Raw genomic sequence first — 18,031 nt, forward strand, 5'->3', positions numbered from 1 at the left:
CTACAGCTGTCCGACGGACGTCACGCGCACCACCGCCCGGCCCTCCTCGTCGGAGGCCGCGAGATCCACCTCCGCGCTGATGCCCCAGTCATGGTCGCCGTTCGGGTCGGCGAAGGTCTGCCGGACGCGCCACAGCCCGTGCGCCGCGTCCTCCTCGATCGCGAGCAGCTTCGGACCGCGCGCGTCCGGACCCGTCCCCAGGTCGTCGTACTCGTCCCAGTACGCGTCCATCGCCTCGCCCCACGCGTCCGCGTCCCAGCCGGACTCGGCGTCCAGCTCGCCGAGCGCGTCGACGTTGTCGAGGGCGGCCAGCTCCACCCGGCGGAACATGGCGTTGCGCACCAGCACCCGGAACGCGCGGGCGTTCGCCGTGACCGGCTTGACCTGGTCGGCCTTCTCCTGGGCCTCCTCGGCCGTCTGGACCTCCGGGTTGGCCAGCTGCTCCCACTCGTCGAGCAGCGAGGAGTCCACCTGCCGCACCATCTCGCCCAGCCAGGCGATCAGGTCCTCCAGGTCCTCGGTCTTCAGGTCGTCCGGGATGGTGTGGTCGAGCGCCTTGTACGCGCTCGCCAGGTACCGCAGGACGATGCCCTCGGTCCGCGCCAGCTCGTACCAGGAGGTGAACTCCGTGAAGGTCAGCGCCCGTTCGTACATGTCACGGATGACCGACTTCGGCGACACCGGGTGGTCGCCGACCCACGGGTGCGACTTCCGGTAGACGTTGTACGCGTGCCAGAGCAGCTCCTCCAGCGGCTTCGGGTACGAGATGTCCTGGAGCCGCTCCATCCGCTCCTCGTACTCGACGCCGTCCGCCTTCATCTGCCCGACGGCCTCCCCGCGCGCCTTGTTCTGCATGGCGGCGAGGATCTGGCGCGGGTCGTCGAGCGTCGACTCGACGACGGACACCATGTCCAGGGCGTACGAGGGGGACTCCGGGTCCAGCAGGTCGAACGCGGCCAGCGCGAAGGTCGACAGCGGCTGGTTGAGCGCGAAGTCCTGCTGGAGGTCGACCGTCAGCCGGATCGTGCGGCCCTCGGCGTCCGGCTCGTCCAGCTGCTCCACCACACCGCCGTCGAGCAGCGAGCGGTAGATCGCGATGGCCCGGCGGATGTGCCGCAGCTGCGCCTTGCGCGGCTCGTGGTTGTCCTCCAGGAGCTTGCGCATCGCCTCGAAGGCGTTGCCCGGCCGGGCGATCACCGAGAGCAGCATGATGTTGGTGACCTTGAAGCGGGAGGTCAGCGGCTCCGGCTCGGCCTCGATCAGCTTCTCGAAGGTCGTGTCGCTCCAGGCGACGAAGCCCTCGGGGGCCTTCTTGCGGACCACCTTGCGGCGCTTCTTCGGGTCGTCGCCGGCCTTCGCGAGCGCCTTCTCGTTCTCGATCACGTGCTCGGGGGCCTGAGCCACCACGAGACCGGCCGTGTCGAAGCCGGCCCGGCCGGCCCGGCCCGCGATCTGGTGGAACTCACGGGCGCGCAGCGTGCGCACCCGGTTGCCGTCGTACTTGGTGAGGGCCGTGAAGAGCACCGTGCGGATCGGCACGTTCACCCCGACGCCGAGGGTGTCGGTCCCGCAGATCACCTTCAGGAGGCCCGCCTGGGCCAGCTTCTCCACGAGCCGCCGGTACTTCGGCAGCATGCCCGCGTGGTGCACGCCGATGCCGTGCCGCACGTACCGCGAGAGGTTCTGGCCGAACTTGGTGGTGAAGCGGAAGTTGCCGATCAGCTCGGCGATCTTGTCCTTCTCCTCGCGCGTGCACATGTTGATGCTCATCAGCGACTGCGCGCGCTCGACGGCCTGCGCCTGCGTGAAGTGCACGATGTAGACGGGCGCCTGCTTGGTCTCCAGGAGCTCGGTCAGGGTGTCCGTGATGGGGGTGAGCCGGTACTCGTACGACAGCGGCACCGGCCGGGTCGCCGAGCGGACCACCGAGGTCGGCCGCCCGGTCCGCCGGGTCAGGTCCTTCTCGAACATGGACACGTCGCCGAGCGTCGCCGACATGAGGACGAACTGCGCCTGGGGGAGTTCGAGCAGCGGGATCTGCCAGGCCCAGCCGCGGTCCTGCTCGGCGTAGAAGTGGAACTCGTCCATGACGACCTGGCCGATGTCGGCGTACTTGCCGTCCCGCAGCGCGATCGAGGCGAGCACCTCCGCCGTGCAGCAGATCACCGGCGCGTCCGCGTTCACGGAGGCGTCGCCGGTCAGCATGCCGACGTTCTCGGTGCCGAAGAGCTTGCACAGGTCGAAGAACTTCTCCGACACCAGCGCCTTGATCGGCGCGGTGTAGAAGGTCACCTGGTCATGGGCGAGCGCGGTGAAGTGCGCCCCCGCCGCGACCAGAGACTTTCCCGATCCGGTGGGTGTGGAAAGGATGACGTTGGCCCCGGAGACGACCTCGATCAGCGCCTCTTCCTGGGCCGGGTAGAGCGTGATGCCCCGGTCCTCGGCCCAGGAGGAGAAGGCCTCGAAGAGGGCGTCGGGGTCGGCGGTCGGCGGCAGCTGATCGATAAGGGTCACGCCCCCATCTTGCCCGCATTCCGCTCGGATGAGGGAACCGGCCATCAGCCGTCTTGATCACGGACGGTAGGCTCGTCCGTCGACCGGTCGTCAACTGAGCGCCGGCAGGGGAGAAACGGGGCGGGTCAACCATGATGGGACCGGCGCACTCGCTGTCCGGAGCGGCGGCCTGGCTGGGCGTCGGAGCGGCCGCGGCCGCCTTCGACCACCCGATGCCCTGGCCCGTTCTCGTCGCCGGGGCGCTCATCTGCGCGGGCGCGGCCCTCGCGCCCGACCTCGACCACAAGTCGGCGACCATCTCCCGCGCCTTCGGGCCGGTCTCCCGGGGCCTCTGCGAGATCGTCGACAAGCTGTCGTACGCCGTCTACAAGGCGACCCGCTCCTCCGCCGACCCCCGCAGGTCCGGCGGGCACCGGACCCTGACCCACACCTGGCTCTGGGCGGTCCTGATCGGCGCCGGATCCTCCGCCGCGGCGGTCGCCGGCGGCCGCTGGGCCGTCCTCACGATCCTCTTCGTGCACCTGGTCCTCGCCGTGGAAGGCCTGCTGTGGCGGGCCGCCCGGATGTCCAGCGACGTCCTGGTCTGGCTGCTCGGCGCGGCCGGCGCCTGGATCCTGGCGGGCGTCCTCGACCAGCCCGGCAACGGCTCGGACTGGCTCTTCACCGGCTCCGGCCAGGAGTACCTGTGGCTGGGCCTGCCCATCGTCCTCGGCGCCCTCGTGCACGACATCGGCGACGCCCTGACCGTCTCGGGCTGCCCGATCCTGTGGCCCATCCCCGTCGGCCGCAAGCGCTGGTACCCCATCGGCCCGCCCAAGGGCATGCGCTTCCGCGCCGGCAGCTGGGTCGAGCTCAAGGTCCTGATGCCCGCCTTCATGCTCCTGGGCGGCGTCGGCGGGGCCTCGGCGCTCGGCTTCCTCTAGGGCGTGTCCGGAAAGTAGCGCCGTCTGCCCGGAGGGCAGGGCTCGCGGTGCCCGGCATGTACGCGCGCGGCGTCATCGATTTTTCCCATCGGGGAACAGATCGCGCCATGTCCGCTCATCGCCCTCTGGACCGCGGCGCGGGACCACGCTTCACTTCCGCCCCATGAGATCACTCAAGATCACGAGCGTGATCGGCGGTCTGGTGCTCGCCGCCGGCGCGCTCCTCACCGCCCACCCGGCCGCCGCCGACGGTCCGACCGGCCCGACGCCCCCCGCCGAGTTCACCACCGACTGGCACGACCCGGTCACCGCCGCGCCGCCCGTCGCCACCCCCGGCACCCGCACCTGCCAGGTCACCCTCGCCGCCGCCCGGTTCCGCGACTTCACCCCGTACCGCGGGAGCTACACCCCGCCGAAGGAGTGCGGCACGGACGCCCGCTGGAACAAGGTCGTCCTGCGCCTCGACGGACAGGTCAAGGGCCGCCAGTACGACCGCCTCGGCCATCTCGCCCTCGGCGGCGTCGAGCTCCTGCGCACCTCCACCCCCGAGCCCTCTCCCGACGGCATCACCTGGTCCGTCGAGAAGGACGTCACCCGCTACCGCGACACGCTCAGCCGTCCGCAGCCCGTCGAGATGCTCATCGGCAACGTCGTCAACGAGACGTACACCGGTGTCATCGACGTCCGCGTGACCCTCACCTTCCACACCGCCGAAGGCCGCGTGAAGCCCGCCGCCGGCACCCCCGACCGGGTCGTCCCGCTCACCGGCGCCACCCTCACCACCCCGCGCAACACCGAGCGCGTCCTCGCCGAGGTGTACGCCACCGGCTCCGGCGGCGGCTGCGAGGAGTTCTGGTACCTCACCGTCCCCGACGCCGCCCCCTACTCCTGCAAGGCCGCCGACGGCCCCTACCGGGAGGTGCGGATCTCCGTCGACGGGAAGCTCGCCGGCCTCGCGGCCCCCTTCCCGCACGTGTGGACCGGCGGCTGGTCCAACCCCTTCCTCTGGTACGTGACGCCCGCGCCGCGCGCCTTCGACGTGCAGCCGATCGTCTACGACCTCACGCCGTTCGCGGCCCTGCTCAACGACGGCGCGGCCCATCGCGTCGAGGTCTCCGTGGCCGGCGTCCCCACCGGGCAGTCCGGCTGGAGCGTCCCCACCAACGTGCTCCTCTGGCAGGACGAGGGCAGCGAGGTCGTCACCGGCGCCCTGGACCGGCACGAGTTCGGCACCCCGCGCAACTCCGCCGTGTACACCGCCGGTTCGCCGGACGTCCTGGAGACCACGGGCGGCGACACGCTCACCGTCGCCGGCCATCTGAACACCTCGCACGGCCGCGTCGCGACGACCGTCACCCGTACCGTCGACCACCGCTCCACCCACCGCTGGGGCGCCGACGAGAACCCCGACGCGCTGACCGCCCGCTGGACCGACGACGAGACCGTGACCGTCGGCCGGACCGCGACCCACACCCGGCGCACGTACACCATGGACGGCGAGACGGGCGTCGACGGCGCGAACCGCCTGCGGACCGTCCTCACCGTCGGCGACCGCGCCGCCGTCGACGTCGTCCGGGGCGGCAAGCGACTGTCCTGGTCGCGCCTGGACGACACGTACACCGGCGACGCCTCCTTCAACCTCGGCGTCCCCCGCGACCAGCGGCACGCGGTCGGCACCAGCACCGAGCGCTACCGCCTGTACGGCTCCGACGGCTGCTACGACCGGAGCCTGACGTCCGTCCAGGGCACGGTCACCGAGGACCTGCGACGCTGCTGAACACGACGGTGCCCGGCCCCTCGCGACGAGGGGCCGGGCGGCACGGCTCCGTCAGGCGGGCTTCGCCGAGTCCACGCCCGAGCGGGCCCTCTTCCACTCGCCGCGCGTGAAGTCGGGGATCTCCTGCGGCGCGCCGTTCGCCTTGATCGAGGCGTGGCTCAGCGGCACCGGAGCCGTCCAGGTGGCGGCGTCGTACACGTCGAAGTCCGGCGGAAGGCCCAGCTGGAGGCACTGCATCAGGCGGAAGACCATGATGTAGTCCATGCCGCCGTGGCCGCCCGGCGGGTTGGCGTGGTCCTTCCACAGCCAGTGGTCGAACTCGGCCGCGTACGCCGAGAAGTCGCCCCACGCGTCGTCCTTGTGGTCCGGCTCCAGGTAGATCCGGGCCGGGTAGTCCTCGAAGACCCCCCGCGTACCGCCCAGGCTGTTGATCCTGCTGTACGGGTGCGGGGTGGAGACGTCGTGCTCCAGACGGATCAGCCGGCCCCTGGACGTCTTCACCATGCTGACCGTCCGGTCGCTCTCGACGTACGTCTCCTTCCAGCTCGGGTCGCCGGGCGGCATGTGCGCCGCGCGGTACTCGGCGAGGCCGAGCGCCGGGGTGCCGAAGCTGCTGATGCTCACCGCCCGGTCGCCCCGGTTGACGTCCATGTAGTTGGCGACCGGCCCGAAGCCGTGGTTCGGGTAGAGGTCCCCTCGCAGCCGCGTGTGCCACAGCCGGCGCCAGGGCCCCTCGTAGTACGTCGGCGAGAACATCAGGCCGCGCAGGTCGTGGTTGTACGCCCCCGCGCCGTGCAGCAGCTCCCCGAACTTGCCCGCGTGCGCCATCCGCAGGACCCGCATCTCGTTCCGTCCGTAGCAGCAGTTCTCCAGCTGCATGCAGTGGCGGCGGGTCTGCTCCGACAGGTCGACCAGCTCCCACAGCTCGGCGAGCTCCATCGCGACCGGACACTCCACGCCGACGTGCTTGCCGTTCAGCATCGCCGACCTGGCGATCGCGAAGTGGCTGTCCCAGGGGGTCGCCACGTGCACGAAGTCGATGTCCGTGCGGGTGAGGAGGTTCTCGTAGTCGTCCTCGCCGTGGGTGTACAGGGCGGGGGCGGGCTGCCCGGCGGCGACGACGGCCGCGGCGGCCCGCTCGGCCTTCTCGCGCACCGGGTCGCAGACGGCGATCACCCGGACCCAGGGAAGGGCGAGGTAGTTGTCGATCATGCTGCCGCCGCGGTTGCCGAGCCCGACGAGGGCGATCCGGACGGTGGAACGGCGCGCGAACGGGACCCCGGCCATGGTCGCGCCCCGGCGCCGTGGCACGGTCGCGGCCTCCGGTCGGGCGGCGGGAGCGGATCCGGTGGCGGCCAGGGCGGTCTGCCCGGCGCCCGCGGCGGCGATGCCGAGCCCTGCCCCGGCCGCTCCCGCGGTTGTCCTGAGGACCTTGCGGCGGCTCGGGGTACGCGGTGTCTGCTCGTTCATGGAACCTCCCGGAGCTGTGTGCACGGTTGTTTCATGGAGCCCGCACAGGACCCTGGCCCCGGTGGCCGATGGTGCGCAAGGGCGCCGATAGGACTCTTGCGACGGGTGGTTGGACTTTACTGTTCCGGTTCTCCCGCCGAGCCGCACCGGCCGCCGATGATCACCCGAACATACGAAGGGCCCCTCACCGCTCGGGGTGAGGGGCCCTGTCCGCCCGCGAATCGGGCGTGCTGACGGGAGGTCAGGGACGGGTGGCGCGTTCCAGTGCGAGGAGCACAGAGCCGTAACTCCGGCCCGTCGCCCGGTCCATCCCGATCTCGCACATACGGTTGGCCGAGAGGTGCACGTCGAACGGCCTGGCCGTGACCTCGGCCGCCTCGCGGGCCGTCGCCGCGGCCGTCAGCTCCGGATGCAGCATGCCCCGGTCGCCGGCGAAGGCGCAGCAGCCCGCGTCGGCCGGGACGACGACCTCCTCCGCGCAGGCCTCGGCGAGCTCGGTGAGCTTCTCCTCATCGCCCAGGTGCCGCATCGAGCACGTCGGATGGACCACGGCCGAGGCGACGCGGCGCCGTACCTCGAGCCGGGGGAGCAGCTCGTCCGCCGCCCACACGAGCGAGTCGAGCACGGTCAGTTCGGCGTGCAGTGCCCGGTTGTCCTCCGTCAGGTACGGCACCACCTCGTGCGCGATCCCGAGGGCGCACGAGGAGGCGTCCACCACGAGCGGCAGCCGCCCGCCGGCCGTCCACCCCCAGGCGGCCTCGACGATCCGGTTCGCCATCACCTCGTTGCCCCGCTCGTACCCCTTGGAGTGCCAGATCGTCGCGCAGCACGTGCCGGCCACGTCGTCCGGGACCCACACCGGCCGCCCGGCCCGCGCCGACACCGCGACGACGGCCTCCGGGAGCGAGGGCCCGCGCTCGCCCTCCGGATCCCCGAAGACGCGGTTCACACAGGCCGGGTAGTAGACGGCGACCGCTGCCGGACGGTGGGTGCGGGGCAGCCGTCGCGCCGCCGCGCCCGGGATCTCCGGCAGCCACGCCGGCACGAGGTCGGGGCGGACGGCCCTGCGGGCGAGACCCGTCAGCGATCCCAGGACCCGGTCGCCGATCCGGTCAGCGGCGGCGACCGCGAGCCGCGCGGAGGCTTCCACCGCGCGGAAGTTCCTCGCGGCCAGGGCGGCGATCCGCTCCTCGCGCGCGGAGTGCCGCTCGTGCCGGAACTCCTTCATGAGCGCCCCCGTGTCGATCCCGACCGGGCAGGCCAGCTTGCAGGTGGAGTCGCCGGCGCAGGTGTCGACGGCGTCGTAGCCGTACGACTCCAGGAGCCGGGCCTCGACGGGGGAGCCGTCGGACTGGCGCATCATCTCCCGGCGCAGCACGATCCGCTGGCGCGGAGTGGTCGTCAGGTCGTGGCTGGGACAGGTCGGTTCGCAGAAGCCGCACTCGATGCAGGGATCGGCGGTCCGCTCCACGGTGGGGATCGTCTTCAGACCGCGCAGATGGGCCTGGGGGTCGCGGTCCAGGACGATCCGCGGGGCGAGCACCCCGGCGGGGTCGATGGCCTCCTTGACCCGCCACATCAGATCGGTCGCCCGCGTCCCCCACTCCAGCTCCAGGAAGGGCGCGATGTTGCGGCCGGTGGCGTGCTCCGCCTTCAGCGAGCCGTCGAAGCGCTCCACGGTCAGCTTGCAGAACTCGTCCATGAAGGCCGAGTACCGCTGGAGGTCGGCCGGGTCGGCCGCGTCGAAGGCGAGCAGGAAGTGGAGGTTGCCGTGGGCCGCGTGGCCGGCCACGGCCGCGTCGAAGCCGTGCCGGGCCTGGAGGCCGAGCAACGACTCGCAGGCCTCCGCGAGCCGCTCCGGCGGCACCGCGAAGTCCTCGGTGATCAGGGTCGTACCGGAGGGGCGGGAGCCGCCGACCGCCGTCACGAAGGCCCTGCGGGCCTTCCAGTAGCCGGAGATCCGCTTCGGGTCCCGGGTGAAGGCGTTCTCCACGGAGGCCACCGGGGCGACCAGGTCGAGGCCGGCGAGCACGGCCCCCGCCGCCCGCTCGTACGACTCCAGGGCCGGCGTGTCCGGGGCCCGGAACTCGACCAGGAGCGCCGCCGTCTCCTTCGGCAGCTCCGCCCAGTCGGCGGGCACGCCCGGCACCCTCGCCGAGGCCCGCAGCGTGTTGCCGTCCATCAGCTCGACGGCGAGCGCCCCGGCCTCGTTGAACAGGGGCACGGCCGCGGCGGCGGCCGGCAGCGAGGGGAAGAGGAGCAGGGCGGTGGACACCTCCCGGTTCAGCGGGAGGGTGTCGAAGACGACCTCGGAGATGAAGCCGAAGGTGCCCTCGGAGCCGACCATCAGGCCGCGCAGGATCCGCACCGGCGTGTCGCCGTCGAGGAAGGCGTCGAGCCGGTAGCCGTTGGTGTTCTTGATGGTGTGCTTGGCCCGGATCCGCGCGGTCAGCGCGGCGTCCGCCTCGATCTCCGCCTTCAGCGCCATCAGCTCCGCGCACAGCCTCGGCTCGGCGCGCGCGAGCTCCTCGTCGGCGGCCGGGTCCGCCGTGTCGACCACGGTCCCGCTCGGCAGCACCACGGTCAGGGAGGCGACGGTCCGGTACGAGTTCCGGGTGGTGCCGGCCGTCATCCCCGAGGCGTTGTTGGCGACGACGCCGCCGATCGTGCAGGCGACCGCGCTGGCCGGATCGGGCCCCAGGACCCGCCCGTACGGGGCGAGCGCGGCATTCGCCCGCACCACCGTGGTGCCGGGCCGGATCCGTGCCCGGGCCCCGCCGTCCAGGACCTCGACGCCCGCCCAGTGGCGGCGCACGTCGACGAGGATGTCCTCGCCCTGTGCCTGTCCGTTGAGGCTGGTCCCGGCGGCCCGGAAGACCACCTCGCGGCCCTTGCCGTGGGCGTACGACAGGACGGCGGAGACGTCGTCGATGTCCTCGGCGACCACGACGACCTGCGGGACGAAGCGGTACGGGCTCGCGTCCGAGGCGTAGCGCACCAGGTCGGAGATCTTCGACAGGACCTTCCCGGGCCCCAGGAGCTCGGTGAGCTCCTCGCGCAGCCGCCGCGGCGTGCCCCGCGCGTGGAGCTCCGGCACGCGGTCCGGGGCGGGGGTCCGCTTCGTACCGGGACGCAGGGCCTGCGGGTTCGGCTCAAGCAGCGGCATGTCACGGCTCCCCTTCGGCGCGGCCCCGCGCCCGACGGGTCAGCAGCCGCGCTCCGGGCCGGGGTCGACCAGGGCGGACAGCAGACCCTCGAGCACCTCGCGCTGTTCGACGGTCAATGGAGCAAGGATGTCCTCTGCGGCGGCCCGGCGCGCGCTGCGCAACTCGCGCAGCGTGGCGCGGCCCGCGTCGGTGAGCTCGATCCGCACCACCCGGCGGTTGCTCGGATCGGGCACCCGGCGCACCCGGTCGCCCGCCTCCAGGCCGTCGACGAGACTGGTCACGGCCCTCGGGACGACCTCCAGACGGGCCGCGAGATCGGCCATCCGGGGCGGCTCCCCGAAGTGCGCGACCGTGCGCAGGAGCCGGGACTGCGCGGGGGTGATGCCCACCGGCTCCAGATGGCGCTTCTGGATGCGGTGCAGGCGCCGGGTCAGCCGGAGCAGCTGCTCGGCGAGGAGGCCGTCGGCATCGGTCCCGCCCGGGCGGTCGGAACCGCCAGGGCGCTCAGGGGTGCTCGGGCGCTCGGAGGTGCTCGGACGGCCGGGGGTACTCATGGGGGAACAATATCAGGACCATGTTCATTGTGAGCATAGGTAACAGTGAGCTATGCTCCGATGGATCGTCTCTCTTCGAAGGAGCCCATGCGCCCCCACGACCAGCCCGACTGGACGCCTCCGCCCCGCGACTCCGGCCAGCCCAAGGAGCCCGCCCAGGTGCGGCGGATCCTGCGGCTCTTCCGCCCCTACCGCGCGCGCCTCGCGCTCGTCGCCCTCCTGGTCGGCGCCGCCTCGCTCGTGTCGGTCGCCTCGCCGTTCCTCCTCCGGGAGATCCTGGACACCGCGATCCCCCAGGGCCGCACCGGGCTGCTCAGCCTGCTCGCCCTCGGCATGATCGCCACCGCCGTCCTGACCAGCGTCTTCGGCGTGCTCCAGACCCTCATCTCGACCACCGTCGGCCAGCGCGTCATGCACGACCTGCGCACCGGGGTCTACGAGCAGCTCCAGCGGATGCCGCTCGCCTTCTTCACGCGCACGCGCACCGGCGAGGTCCAGTCCCGCATCGCCAACGACATCGGCGGCATGCAGGCGACCGTGACCTCCACGGCCACCTCCCTCGTCTCCAACCTCACCGCCGTCGTCGCGACCGTCGTCGCCATGCTCGCCCTCGACTGGCGCCTCACCCTCGTCTCGCTGCTCCTGCTGCCGGTCTTCGTCTGGATCAGCCGGCGCGTCGGTCGCGAGCGCAAGACGATCACCACCCAGCGCCAGAAGCAGATGGCCGCCATGGCCGCGACCGTCACCGAGTCCCTCTCGGTCAGCGGCATCCTGCTCGGCCGCACCATGGGCCGCGCCGACTCGCTCACCCGGTCCTTCGCCGAGGAGTCCGAGCGCCTCGTCGACCTCGAAGTGCGCTCCTCCATGGCGGGGCGGTGGCGGATGTCCACCATCGGCATCGTCATGGCCGCCATGCCCGCCCTGATCTACTGGGCCGCCGGCATCGCCCTCGGCTCGGGCGGCTCGGACATCTCGCTCGGCACGCTCGTCGCCTTCGTCTCGCTCCAGCAGGGCCTCTTCCGGCCCGCCGTCAGCCTCCTCTCCACCGGCGTGCAGGTGCAGACCTCCCTCGCGCTCTTCCAGCGCATCTTCGAGTACCTCGACCTGCCCGTCGACATCACCGAGCCCGACGAGCCGGTCCGGCTCCCGGAGATCCGCGGCGAGGTCTCCTTCGAGAAGGTCGAGTTCCACTACGACCCCGAGGGGCAGGGCCGCCCGACCCTGGACGGCATCGACCTGACCGTCCCCGCCGGCGGCAGCCTGGCCGTCGTCGGCCCCACCGGCTCCGGCAAGTCCACCCTCAGCTATCTCGTGCCCCGGCTGTACGACGTCACCGGCGGCCGCGTCACCCTCGACGGGGTCGACGTGCGGGACCTGGACTTCGACACCCTCGCCCGCGCCGTCGGCGTCGTCTCCCAGGAGACGTACCTCTTCCACGCCTCCGTCGCCGACAACCTCCGCTTCGCCAAGCCGGACGCCACCGACGAGGAGATGGAGGAGGCCGCGCGCGCCGCCCAGATCCACGAGCACATCGCCTCGCTCCCCGAGGGGTACGACACCCTCGTCGGCGAGCGCGGCTACCGCTTCTCGGGCGGCGAGAAGCAGCGCCTCGCCATCGCGCGCACCATCCTGCGCGATCCGCCGGTGCTGATCCTCGACGAGGCGACCAGCGCCCTCGACACCCGGACCGAGCACGCGGTGCAGCGCGCCATCGACGCCCTGTCGGCCGGGCGCACCACCATCACCATCGCGCACCGGCTTTCCACCGTCCGCGACGCCGACCAGATCGTCGTCCTGGAAGGAGGCGGGATCGCCGAGCGCGGGACGCACGAGGAACTGCTCGCCCAGGACGGGCGGTACGCGGCCCTGGTCCGCAGGGACGCCCGCACCGAACAGGCGAACGCGGGAGCGGTTGTTCCCCAGAACGTGTGATCGTTCCGGGATTCGTTGCCCGACTCCCTTACGGCATCGGAAGATTACGGAGTGCGAGCGACGGGCTGCAGACCGCGACCGCACACGTCCCACTGATGTACCTGTACGAGGAGAAGCACCACCATGAACGTCATCACCAACCTGCTCGCCGGCGTCCTCCACTTCCTGGGCTGGCTCGTTTGACGATCGCAGTGCCCGGCGCCGTCGGCCCCCCGTCCCAGGGGGCCGGCGGCGCCGCCGCGTGGCGAGCTCCCGGATCCGCGCGGGGACCGGGGCGCCGCACGGCACCGAACGGGCGGTTCAGGCGGTCGGCGCGGCGGCCCGGTCGCGGCCGAGGAGGCGACGGATGTCGGAGACGGCCGCGCGGCCGGCCCGGTTGGCACCGATCGTCGAGGCCGAGGGGCCGTAACCGACGAGGTGGACGCGCTCGTCGCGGACCGCGCGCGTGCCCTCCACCTGGATGCCGCCGCCCGGCTCGCGCAGCCGCAGCGGCGCCAGATGGTCGATCGCCGCCCGGAAACCGGTCGCCCACAGGATGACGTCCACGTCGACGGTCCGGCCGTCGTCCCAGGCCACCCCGGTCGGGGTGATCCGGTCGAACATCGGCAGCCGGTCCAGGATCCCGCGCGCGCGTGCGTCGCGGATCGCGTCGGTCAGGGGAAGTCCGGTGACGGAGACGACGCTCTGCGGCGGCAGCCCGCGCCGTACCCGGTCCTCGACCAGCGCGACGGCCGCGCGCCCCTCCGCCTCGCCGAAGGGGCCCTCGCGGTAGACGGGCTCGCGCCGGGTCACCCAGAACGTCTCCGCCGCGACCTCGGCGATCTCCATGAGGTGCTGTGTGCCGGAGGCCCCGCCGCCCACGACGAGCACCCGCTTCCCGGCGAACTCTCCGGGGCCCGGATAGCCGGAGGTGTGCAGCTGACGGCCCCGGAAGGTCTCCTGCCCGGGGTAGCGCGGCCAGAACGGACGGTCCCAGGTGCCCGTCGCGTTGATCAGGGCCCGGCTCGCGTACACGCCCTCCGAGGTCTCGACCCGGAGCCGGCCGCCCTCGCCCTCCCGGACGGCCGTGACGTCGACGGGCCGGTGGACCCGCAGGTCGAACGTCCGCTCGTACGTGTCGAAGTACGCGCCGATCACCTCCGAGGAGGGACGCGAGGGATCGGCCCCGGTCAGCTCCATGCCGGGCAGCGCGTGCATCCCGTGCACCTTGCCGTAGGTGAGGGAGGGCCACCGGAACTGCCAGGCGCCGCCCGGGTCGGGGGCGTGGTCCAGGACGACGAAGTCCCGGTCCGGCTCCAGGCCGGTGCGCCGCAGGTGGAAGGCGGCGGAGAGCCCCGCCTGTCCGGCGCCGATGACGACGACGTCCACCGTCCTGGCCCCTTCGAACCCGAAATCGTTCACGCTTCCACCAACCGGGGCGGGGATGCGGTTCTTCCCGCACCCCCGCCCCCTGGTGCCGCCGTCTACCGCCCGCCGGGCACGAGCAGCGGCGCACCGCCCGGCGCCGAGGCCGGACGCCCGTTCGCCGCCGGGACGCCGAGCAGCGGGGAGGCGGGCGCCGACGGCAGCAGCCCCCGCGCCGCCAGCTCGGGCGTCACGCCCTCGCCGAACCAGTACGCCTCCTCCAGGTGCGGGTAGCCGGACAGCACGAAGTGCTCCACCCCCAGGTCGTGGTACTCCTCGATCCGGTCCGCCACATCGGCGTGGCTGCCGACCAGCGCGGTCCCCGCCCCGCCCCGTACCAGACCGACGCCCGCCCACAGGTTCGGCGAGATCTCCAGCCGGTCGCGGTCGAGCGAGCCGCCGCCGTGCAGCGCCAGCATCCGCTGCTGGCCGACCGACTCGCTCCGGCCGAGCAGCTCCTGCGCCGCGGCCACGGTCTCCGCGTCGAGATCCGAGAGCAGCCGGTCGGCCGTGGCCCAGGCCTCGCGCGCCGAGTCCCGCGAGATCGTGTGCAGCCGGATCCCGAACCGGACCCGCCGGCCGCGCTCCTCCGCCAGCCGCCGGATCCAGTCGATCTTCTCCTTCACCTGCCACGGAGGCTCGCCCCACGTCAGGTACACGTCCGCGTGCTCCGCCGCGACCGGACCGGCCGCCGCGGACGAGCCGCCGAAGAAGATCTCGGGCAGCGGGTCCGGCGGCAGCGCGGTGAGCCCGCCCTCGATCCGGAAGTGCTCGCCGTCGAAGTCGAACGGCCGCCCGCCCCACACGCCCCGCACCACCGAGAGGAACTCGGCCGTGCGCGCGTACCGCCGGTCATGGTCGAGGTGGTCGCCGAAGCGGCGCTGCTCGGCCGAATCACCGCCGGTCACGACGTTGAGCAGCAGCCGGCCCCGGGTGATCCGCTGGTAGGTGGACGCCATCTGCGCCGCGAGCACCGGCGAGATCACCCCCGGCCGGAACGCCACCAGGAACTTCAGCCGCTCGGTGTGCTGGGACAGCGCGACCGTCGTCAGCCAGGCGTCCTCGCACCACGTGCCGGTCGGGGTCAGCACGGCCTCGAAGCCCAGCTGCTCCGCCGCCTTGGCGATCTGGACGAGATAGTCGATGTCGGGCGCGCGCACCCCGGACACGGTCCGGTCCCGGGTGATCCCGCCGTCCGTGTAGGCGTGCCGGTCGACGAGGGTCCGGCCGTCGCCTCCGGTCGGCAGGAACCAGTGCAGATGGACGGTCATCAGGAGGCCTTTCCGAAGCTGCGCGCCGGGGTGGTGGACGGCGGCAGGTCCTTGTCGAAACGGGTGTCGACGTAGTCGGCGAAGCGGAACGTGCGGGGGATGAGCTTCAGCGCGGCGAAGGTGTCGGCGATCCGCTGCTCGGAGGCGACCGCCGCGTCGTCGAGGGCGACGGGGATCCGTGTCCCGTTGCTGCGCTTCACGGCGGCCAGCGCCACCTCGTACGGCAGCCCGGTCTCCTTCGACCAGACCTTCGCCCACTCCTCGGGGTGGTCGAACACCCAGCCCTGGGCGCGGCGCAGCCGCTCGACGAAGTCGCCGATCGCCTTCGCCTTCTCCTTGTCGGCCAGCGCCGAGGGGGCGGCGACCTGGAAGCCGAGACCGTTGACGACGCCCCGCCCGTCGGCCAGCACCCGGCCCTTCCCGCTCAGCAGGACCTGGGAGGTGTACGGATCCCAGACCGCCCAGGCGTCGACCTTGCCGCCGTTGAACGCGGCCAGGGCGTCGGCCGGCTGCAACAGGCTGACCTGGACGTCGTCCAGGCCGAGCCCGGCACTGCGGAGCGAGGCGATCAGCTGGAAGTGGGCGGAGCTGCCCTGCGCGACGGCGACGCGCTTCCCCTTCAGGTCCCGCGCGGTGCGCAGCGGCGAGTCCTTCGGGACGAGGATCGCCTCGCCCGCGGAGTCGCCGTGCGTCGCGGCGACCACCGTGATCTTCGAGCCGGCGCCGGCCGCGAAGACGGGCGGGGTGTTGCCGACGGAGCCGAAGTCGACGGCTCTGGCGTTCACCGCTTCGAGCAGCGGTGGACCGGAGGTGAACGTCGACCACTTCACCCGGTACGGGAGGTCGTCGAGCTCACCGGCGGCGCGCAGCAGGGCCTCGGAACCGCCCTTCTGGTCGCCGACGTTCAGGACCAGGGAGCCCTTGCCGTCGGAGTTCGAGACGTCGCCGGCCGCGGAGGCACCGGAGCAGGCGGAGGCGAGCAGGGCGAGCGGCACGAGCAGCGCCGCGGCGGACAGACGGAAGGACTTCACGATCGTCTCCTCGGTGGGTCGGTGGGTCGGTGGGTCGGTGGGTCGGTGGGTCGGTGGGGCGGTGGGGCGATAGGGCGGGGGCGATGGGGCGGGGGCGATGGGTCGGTCACGCCGTCGCGCTTTCGGCGAACTCGCCGTCGACGACGCCGAGTTCGGCGAGAAGCCGGGTGCGGAGCGCGGCGAGCGCGGGATCGCCTGGGGAGCGGGGACGGTCGAGGTCCACGGCGGTGTCGTACGCGATCACGCCGTCCCGCATCACCAGCGCGCGATCCGCCAGCAGCAGAGCCTCGTCGACGTCGTGCGTGACGAGCAGGACCGCGCAGCCGCGCCGCTGCCACAGCTCGGCCACGAGCCGCTGGGCCTTGATCCGGGTCAGCGCGTCGAGCGCCCCGAACGGCTCGTCGAGCAGCAGCAGATCCGGATCCCGTACCAATGCCCGGGCGAGCGACGCGCGTTGGGCCTCGCCGCCCGACAGGGTCTTCGGCCACGCCCCCGAGCGGTGGGCGAGCCCGACCTCCGCGAGCGCCTTCTCCGCCACCGCCCGGTCCGGCGCGCCCGGCAGCCCGAGCAGCACGTTCCGCCAGACCTTCTTCCAGGGCATCAGGCGCGGCGCCTGGAAGGCGACCGCGCGGCGGCGCGGCACGAGGACCGTGCCGGAGATCTCCCGGTCGAGGCCCGCGAGGATCCGCAGGAGGGTCGACTTGCCGCAGCCGCTGTGCCCGAGCAGCGCGGTGAACTGCCCCGGGCGCAGGGTCAGATCGAGCCCGTCGACGACGGGGCGCCCGTCGAAGGAGCGGGTGAGGCCCTGGACGGTCACTGCCCCGTGAAGGTCGGTCGCCATTGCAGCAGCAGCCTTTCGAGAGTACGGACGAGGGCGTCGGCGAGCAGGCCGAGGAAGGCGTAGACGACCAGGCAGACGACGATCACGTCCGTGCGGAAGAACTCCCGCGCCTGGTTCATGAGGAAGCCGATCCCGGCGTCGGCGTTGATGGACTCGCCGAAGACCAGCGCGAGCCAGGCCGTGGCCAGGGAGTAGCGCAGCCCGGTCATCGCCCCGGGCAGCGCGCCCGGCAGGACGACGTGCCGGACCAGTCCCCACCGCCCGAGCCCCAGGGACTCGCCCGCCTCGACGAGCCCCGCGTCGACTCCCCGGATTCCGGCGTACACGTTCAGGTAGAGGTGGAAGGCGACGCCGAGGGCGATCAGCGCCACCTTGGGCGCCTCCCCGATGCCCAGCCAGATGATGAACAGCGGGATGAGCCCGACCCACGGCACCGTCCGCAGCATCTGCACGGGAGCGTCGACCAGGTCCTCCCCGAGCCGCGAGAGCCCGGACACCAGGGCGAGCGCGATCCCCACCACCCCGCCGAGCAGCAGCCCCACGGCGACCCGGCGCAGCGAGACGCCCATCGCGGTCGGCAGCGTCCCGTCGCCGACCAGGTCGCCGGCGGCCCGGGCGATGGTCCCCGGCGAGGCCAGCACGTCCGCCGGGAGCACCCCCGCGGCACTGCACGACTGCCAGAGGAGGAGCAGCAGCACCGGGCCGGCGGCGCGGCGCAGCCAGCGCGGAACGGACGGGCCGCGGCCCGCTCTCCGGGCGGGAGTCAGGGCCTCGACATCCGGCAAAGGCGATATGTCGGGCGGAGAGGTGGGAGGGGCATGGTCGACCGTCATGACGGACTCCGGGGGAGAGGGAGGTGAAGGTACGCCTCAGCGGCCGTGGGCGCGGAGCGGACACGCGCGCACGACGATCAGGGCGTCAGAGGTGTGGTGGGGGTGAAAGGGCGTCAGCGGCCGCGGCGACACGCGGCGGAGGCCACCCGCAGCAGGTCGATGTGACCGCGCGTGGTGAGCAGGGCTGTACGCAACATGGCGCGAACGTAGCGGTCGTCACGCCCCGGGTCAACGGTGTCTCGCACCCTGGACGCGCGGTTCCCGGCCGGGCGCGCGTCCCCCGGAGCGCCCGGGACCTGTCCGACCGCGATCCG

General features: G+C 72.7%; 12 protein-coding genes. 3 read left to right on the forward strand and 9 right to left on the reverse strand.

Features of this window, described 5'->3' with window-relative positions:
* Positions 1-2,559 carry a DEAD/DEAH box helicase gene (locus BLW86_RS32295; RefSeq protein WP_093877299.1) on the reverse strand — a complete coding sequence of 853 codons (2,559 nt, stop codon included), beginning with the start codon at positions 2,557-2,559 and terminating at the stop codon, positions 1-3.
* An 86-nt stretch (positions 2,560-2,645) separates the two neighbouring features.
* Between BLW86_RS32295 and BLW86_RS32300 the strand changes: the two genes are divergently transcribed.
* Both BLW86_RS32300 and BLW86_RS32305 read left to right on the forward strand, forming a co-directional pair.
* Positions 2,646-3,437 (forward strand): metal-dependent hydrolase, encoded by a 792-nt coding sequence (locus tag BLW86_RS32300; RefSeq protein WP_093877300.1) that lies wholly within the window; start codon positions 2,646-2,648, stop codon positions 3,435-3,437.
* Between the two features lie 163 nt (positions 3,438-3,600).
* Positions 3,601-5,214, forward strand: coding sequence for a peptide-N4-asparagine amidase (locus tag BLW86_RS32305; RefSeq protein WP_093877301.1), 1,614 nt, complete (start codon positions 3,601-3,603; stop codon positions 5,212-5,214).
* Positions 5,215-5,265: 51 nt separating this feature from the next.
* On the opposite strand, the gene BLW86_RS32310 is transcribed toward BLW86_RS32305, so the two are convergent.
* From BLW86_RS32310 to BLW86_RS32320, 3 genes are all read right to left on the reverse strand, one after another.
* The gene (locus BLW86_RS32310; RefSeq protein ID WP_093877302.1) at positions 5,266-6,684 is read right to left on the reverse strand and encodes a Gfo/Idh/MocA family protein; all 1,419 of its coding nucleotides are present in this window, start codon (positions 6,682-6,684) and stop codon (positions 5,266-5,268) included.
* A 241-nt stretch (positions 6,685-6,925) separates the two neighbouring features.
* On the reverse strand, positions 6,926-9,850 hold the full coding sequence (locus tag BLW86_RS32315) for an FAD-binding and (Fe-S)-binding domain-containing protein (RefSeq protein ID WP_093877303.1): 2,925 nt from the start codon (positions 9,848-9,850) through the stop codon (positions 6,926-6,928).
* A 39-nt stretch (positions 9,851-9,889) separates the two neighbouring features.
* On the reverse strand, positions 9,890-10,405 hold the full coding sequence (locus tag BLW86_RS32320) for a MarR family winged helix-turn-helix transcriptional regulator (protein WP_177181811.1): 516 nt from the start codon (positions 10,403-10,405) through the stop codon (positions 9,890-9,892).
* An 87-nt stretch (positions 10,406-10,492) separates the two neighbouring features.
* Here BLW86_RS32320 and BLW86_RS32325 point away from each other — a divergent pair, with 87 nt between their 5' ends.
* The gene (locus BLW86_RS32325) at positions 10,493-12,337 is read left to right on the forward strand and encodes an ABC transporter ATP-binding protein (protein WP_093877304.1); all 1,845 of its coding nucleotides are present in this window, start codon (positions 10,493-10,495) and stop codon (positions 12,335-12,337) included.
* Between the two features lie 300 nt (positions 12,338-12,637).
* On the opposite strand, the gene BLW86_RS32330 is transcribed toward BLW86_RS32325, so the two are convergent.
* The 5 genes from BLW86_RS32330 to BLW86_RS32350 all read right to left on the reverse strand — a co-directional run bounded on the left by BLW86_RS32330 (position 12,638) and on the right by BLW86_RS32350 (position 17,717).
* Positions 12,638-13,738: an NAD(P)-binding domain-containing protein gene (locus BLW86_RS32330; protein ID WP_093877305.1), complete on the reverse strand. Its 1,101-nt coding sequence runs from the start codon at positions 13,736-13,738 to the stop codon at positions 12,638-12,640.
* A 62-nt stretch (positions 13,739-13,800) separates the two neighbouring features.
* Complete coding sequence (locus BLW86_RS32335; RefSeq protein WP_093877306.1) at positions 13,801-15,012, reverse strand: LLM class flavin-dependent oxidoreductase; 1,212 nt, start codon at positions 15,010-15,012, stop codon at positions 13,801-13,803.
* Positions 15,012-16,043, reverse strand: a complete 1,032-nt coding sequence (locus BLW86_RS32340) for an ABC transporter substrate-binding protein (RefSeq protein WP_093877307.1) — start codon at positions 16,041-16,043, stop codon at positions 15,012-15,014. The genes BLW86_RS32335 and BLW86_RS32340 overlap by 1 nt, the downstream gene beginning before the upstream one ends.
* 106 nt (positions 16,044-16,149) lie before the next feature.
* Complete coding sequence (locus BLW86_RS32345; RefSeq protein WP_093877308.1) at positions 16,150-16,884, reverse strand: ABC transporter ATP-binding protein; 735 nt, start codon at positions 16,882-16,884, stop codon at positions 16,150-16,152.
* Positions 16,857-17,717: an ABC transporter permease gene (locus BLW86_RS32350; protein WP_177181812.1), complete on the reverse strand. Its 861-nt coding sequence runs from the start codon at positions 17,715-17,717 to the stop codon at positions 16,857-16,859. Before BLW86_RS32350 ends, BLW86_RS32345 begins: the two co-directional genes overlap by 28 nt.
* Positions 17,718-18,031 lie beyond the last annotated feature (314 nt).

Source organism: Streptomyces sp. TLI_105, from assembly GCF_900105415.1.
GTDB lineage: Bacteria > Actinomycetota > Actinomycetes > Streptomycetales > Streptomycetaceae > Streptomyces.

What these genes read in the sequence shown, in the direction of transcription:
- BLW86_RS32305 (WP_093877301.1), top strand. Translation starts at nt 3,601, where the DNA reads ATGAGATCACTCAAGATCACGAGCGTGATCGGCGGTCTGGTGCTCGCC.
- BLW86_RS32325 (WP_093877304.1), top strand. Translation starts at nt 10,493, where the DNA reads ATGCGCCCCCACGACCAGCCCGACTGGACGCCTCCGCCCCGCGACTCC.
- BLW86_RS32315 (WP_093877303.1), bottom strand. Translation starts at nt 9,850, where the DNA reads ATGCCGCTGCTTGAGCCGAACCCGCAGGCCCTGCGTCCCGGTACGAAG.
- BLW86_RS32295 (WP_093877299.1), bottom strand. Translation starts at nt 2,559, where the DNA reads ATGGCCGGTTCCCTCATCCGAGCGGAATGCGGGCAAGATGGGGGCGTG.
- BLW86_RS32310 (WP_093877302.1), bottom strand. Translation starts at nt 6,684, where the DNA reads ATGAACGAGCAGACACCGCGTACCCCGAGCCGCCGCAAGGTCCTCAGG.
- BLW86_RS32335 (WP_093877306.1), bottom strand. Translation starts at nt 15,012, where the DNA reads ATGACCGTCCATCTGCACTGGTTCCTGCCGACCGGAGGCGACGGCCGG.
- BLW86_RS32345 (WP_093877308.1), bottom strand. Translation starts at nt 16,884, where the DNA reads ATGGCGACCGACCTTCACGGGGCAGTGACCGTCCAGGGCCTCACCCGC.
- BLW86_RS32300 (WP_093877300.1), top strand. Translation starts at nt 2,646, where the DNA reads ATGATGGGACCGGCGCACTCGCTGTCCGGAGCGGCGGCCTGGCTGGGC.
- BLW86_RS32320 (WP_177181811.1), bottom strand. Translation starts at nt 10,405, where the DNA reads ATGAGTACCCCCGGCCGTCCGAGCACCTCCGAGCGCCCGAGCACCCCT.
- BLW86_RS32350 (WP_177181812.1), bottom strand. Translation starts at nt 17,717, where the DNA reads ATGACGGTCGACCATGCCCCTCCCACCTCTCCGCCCGACATATCGCCT.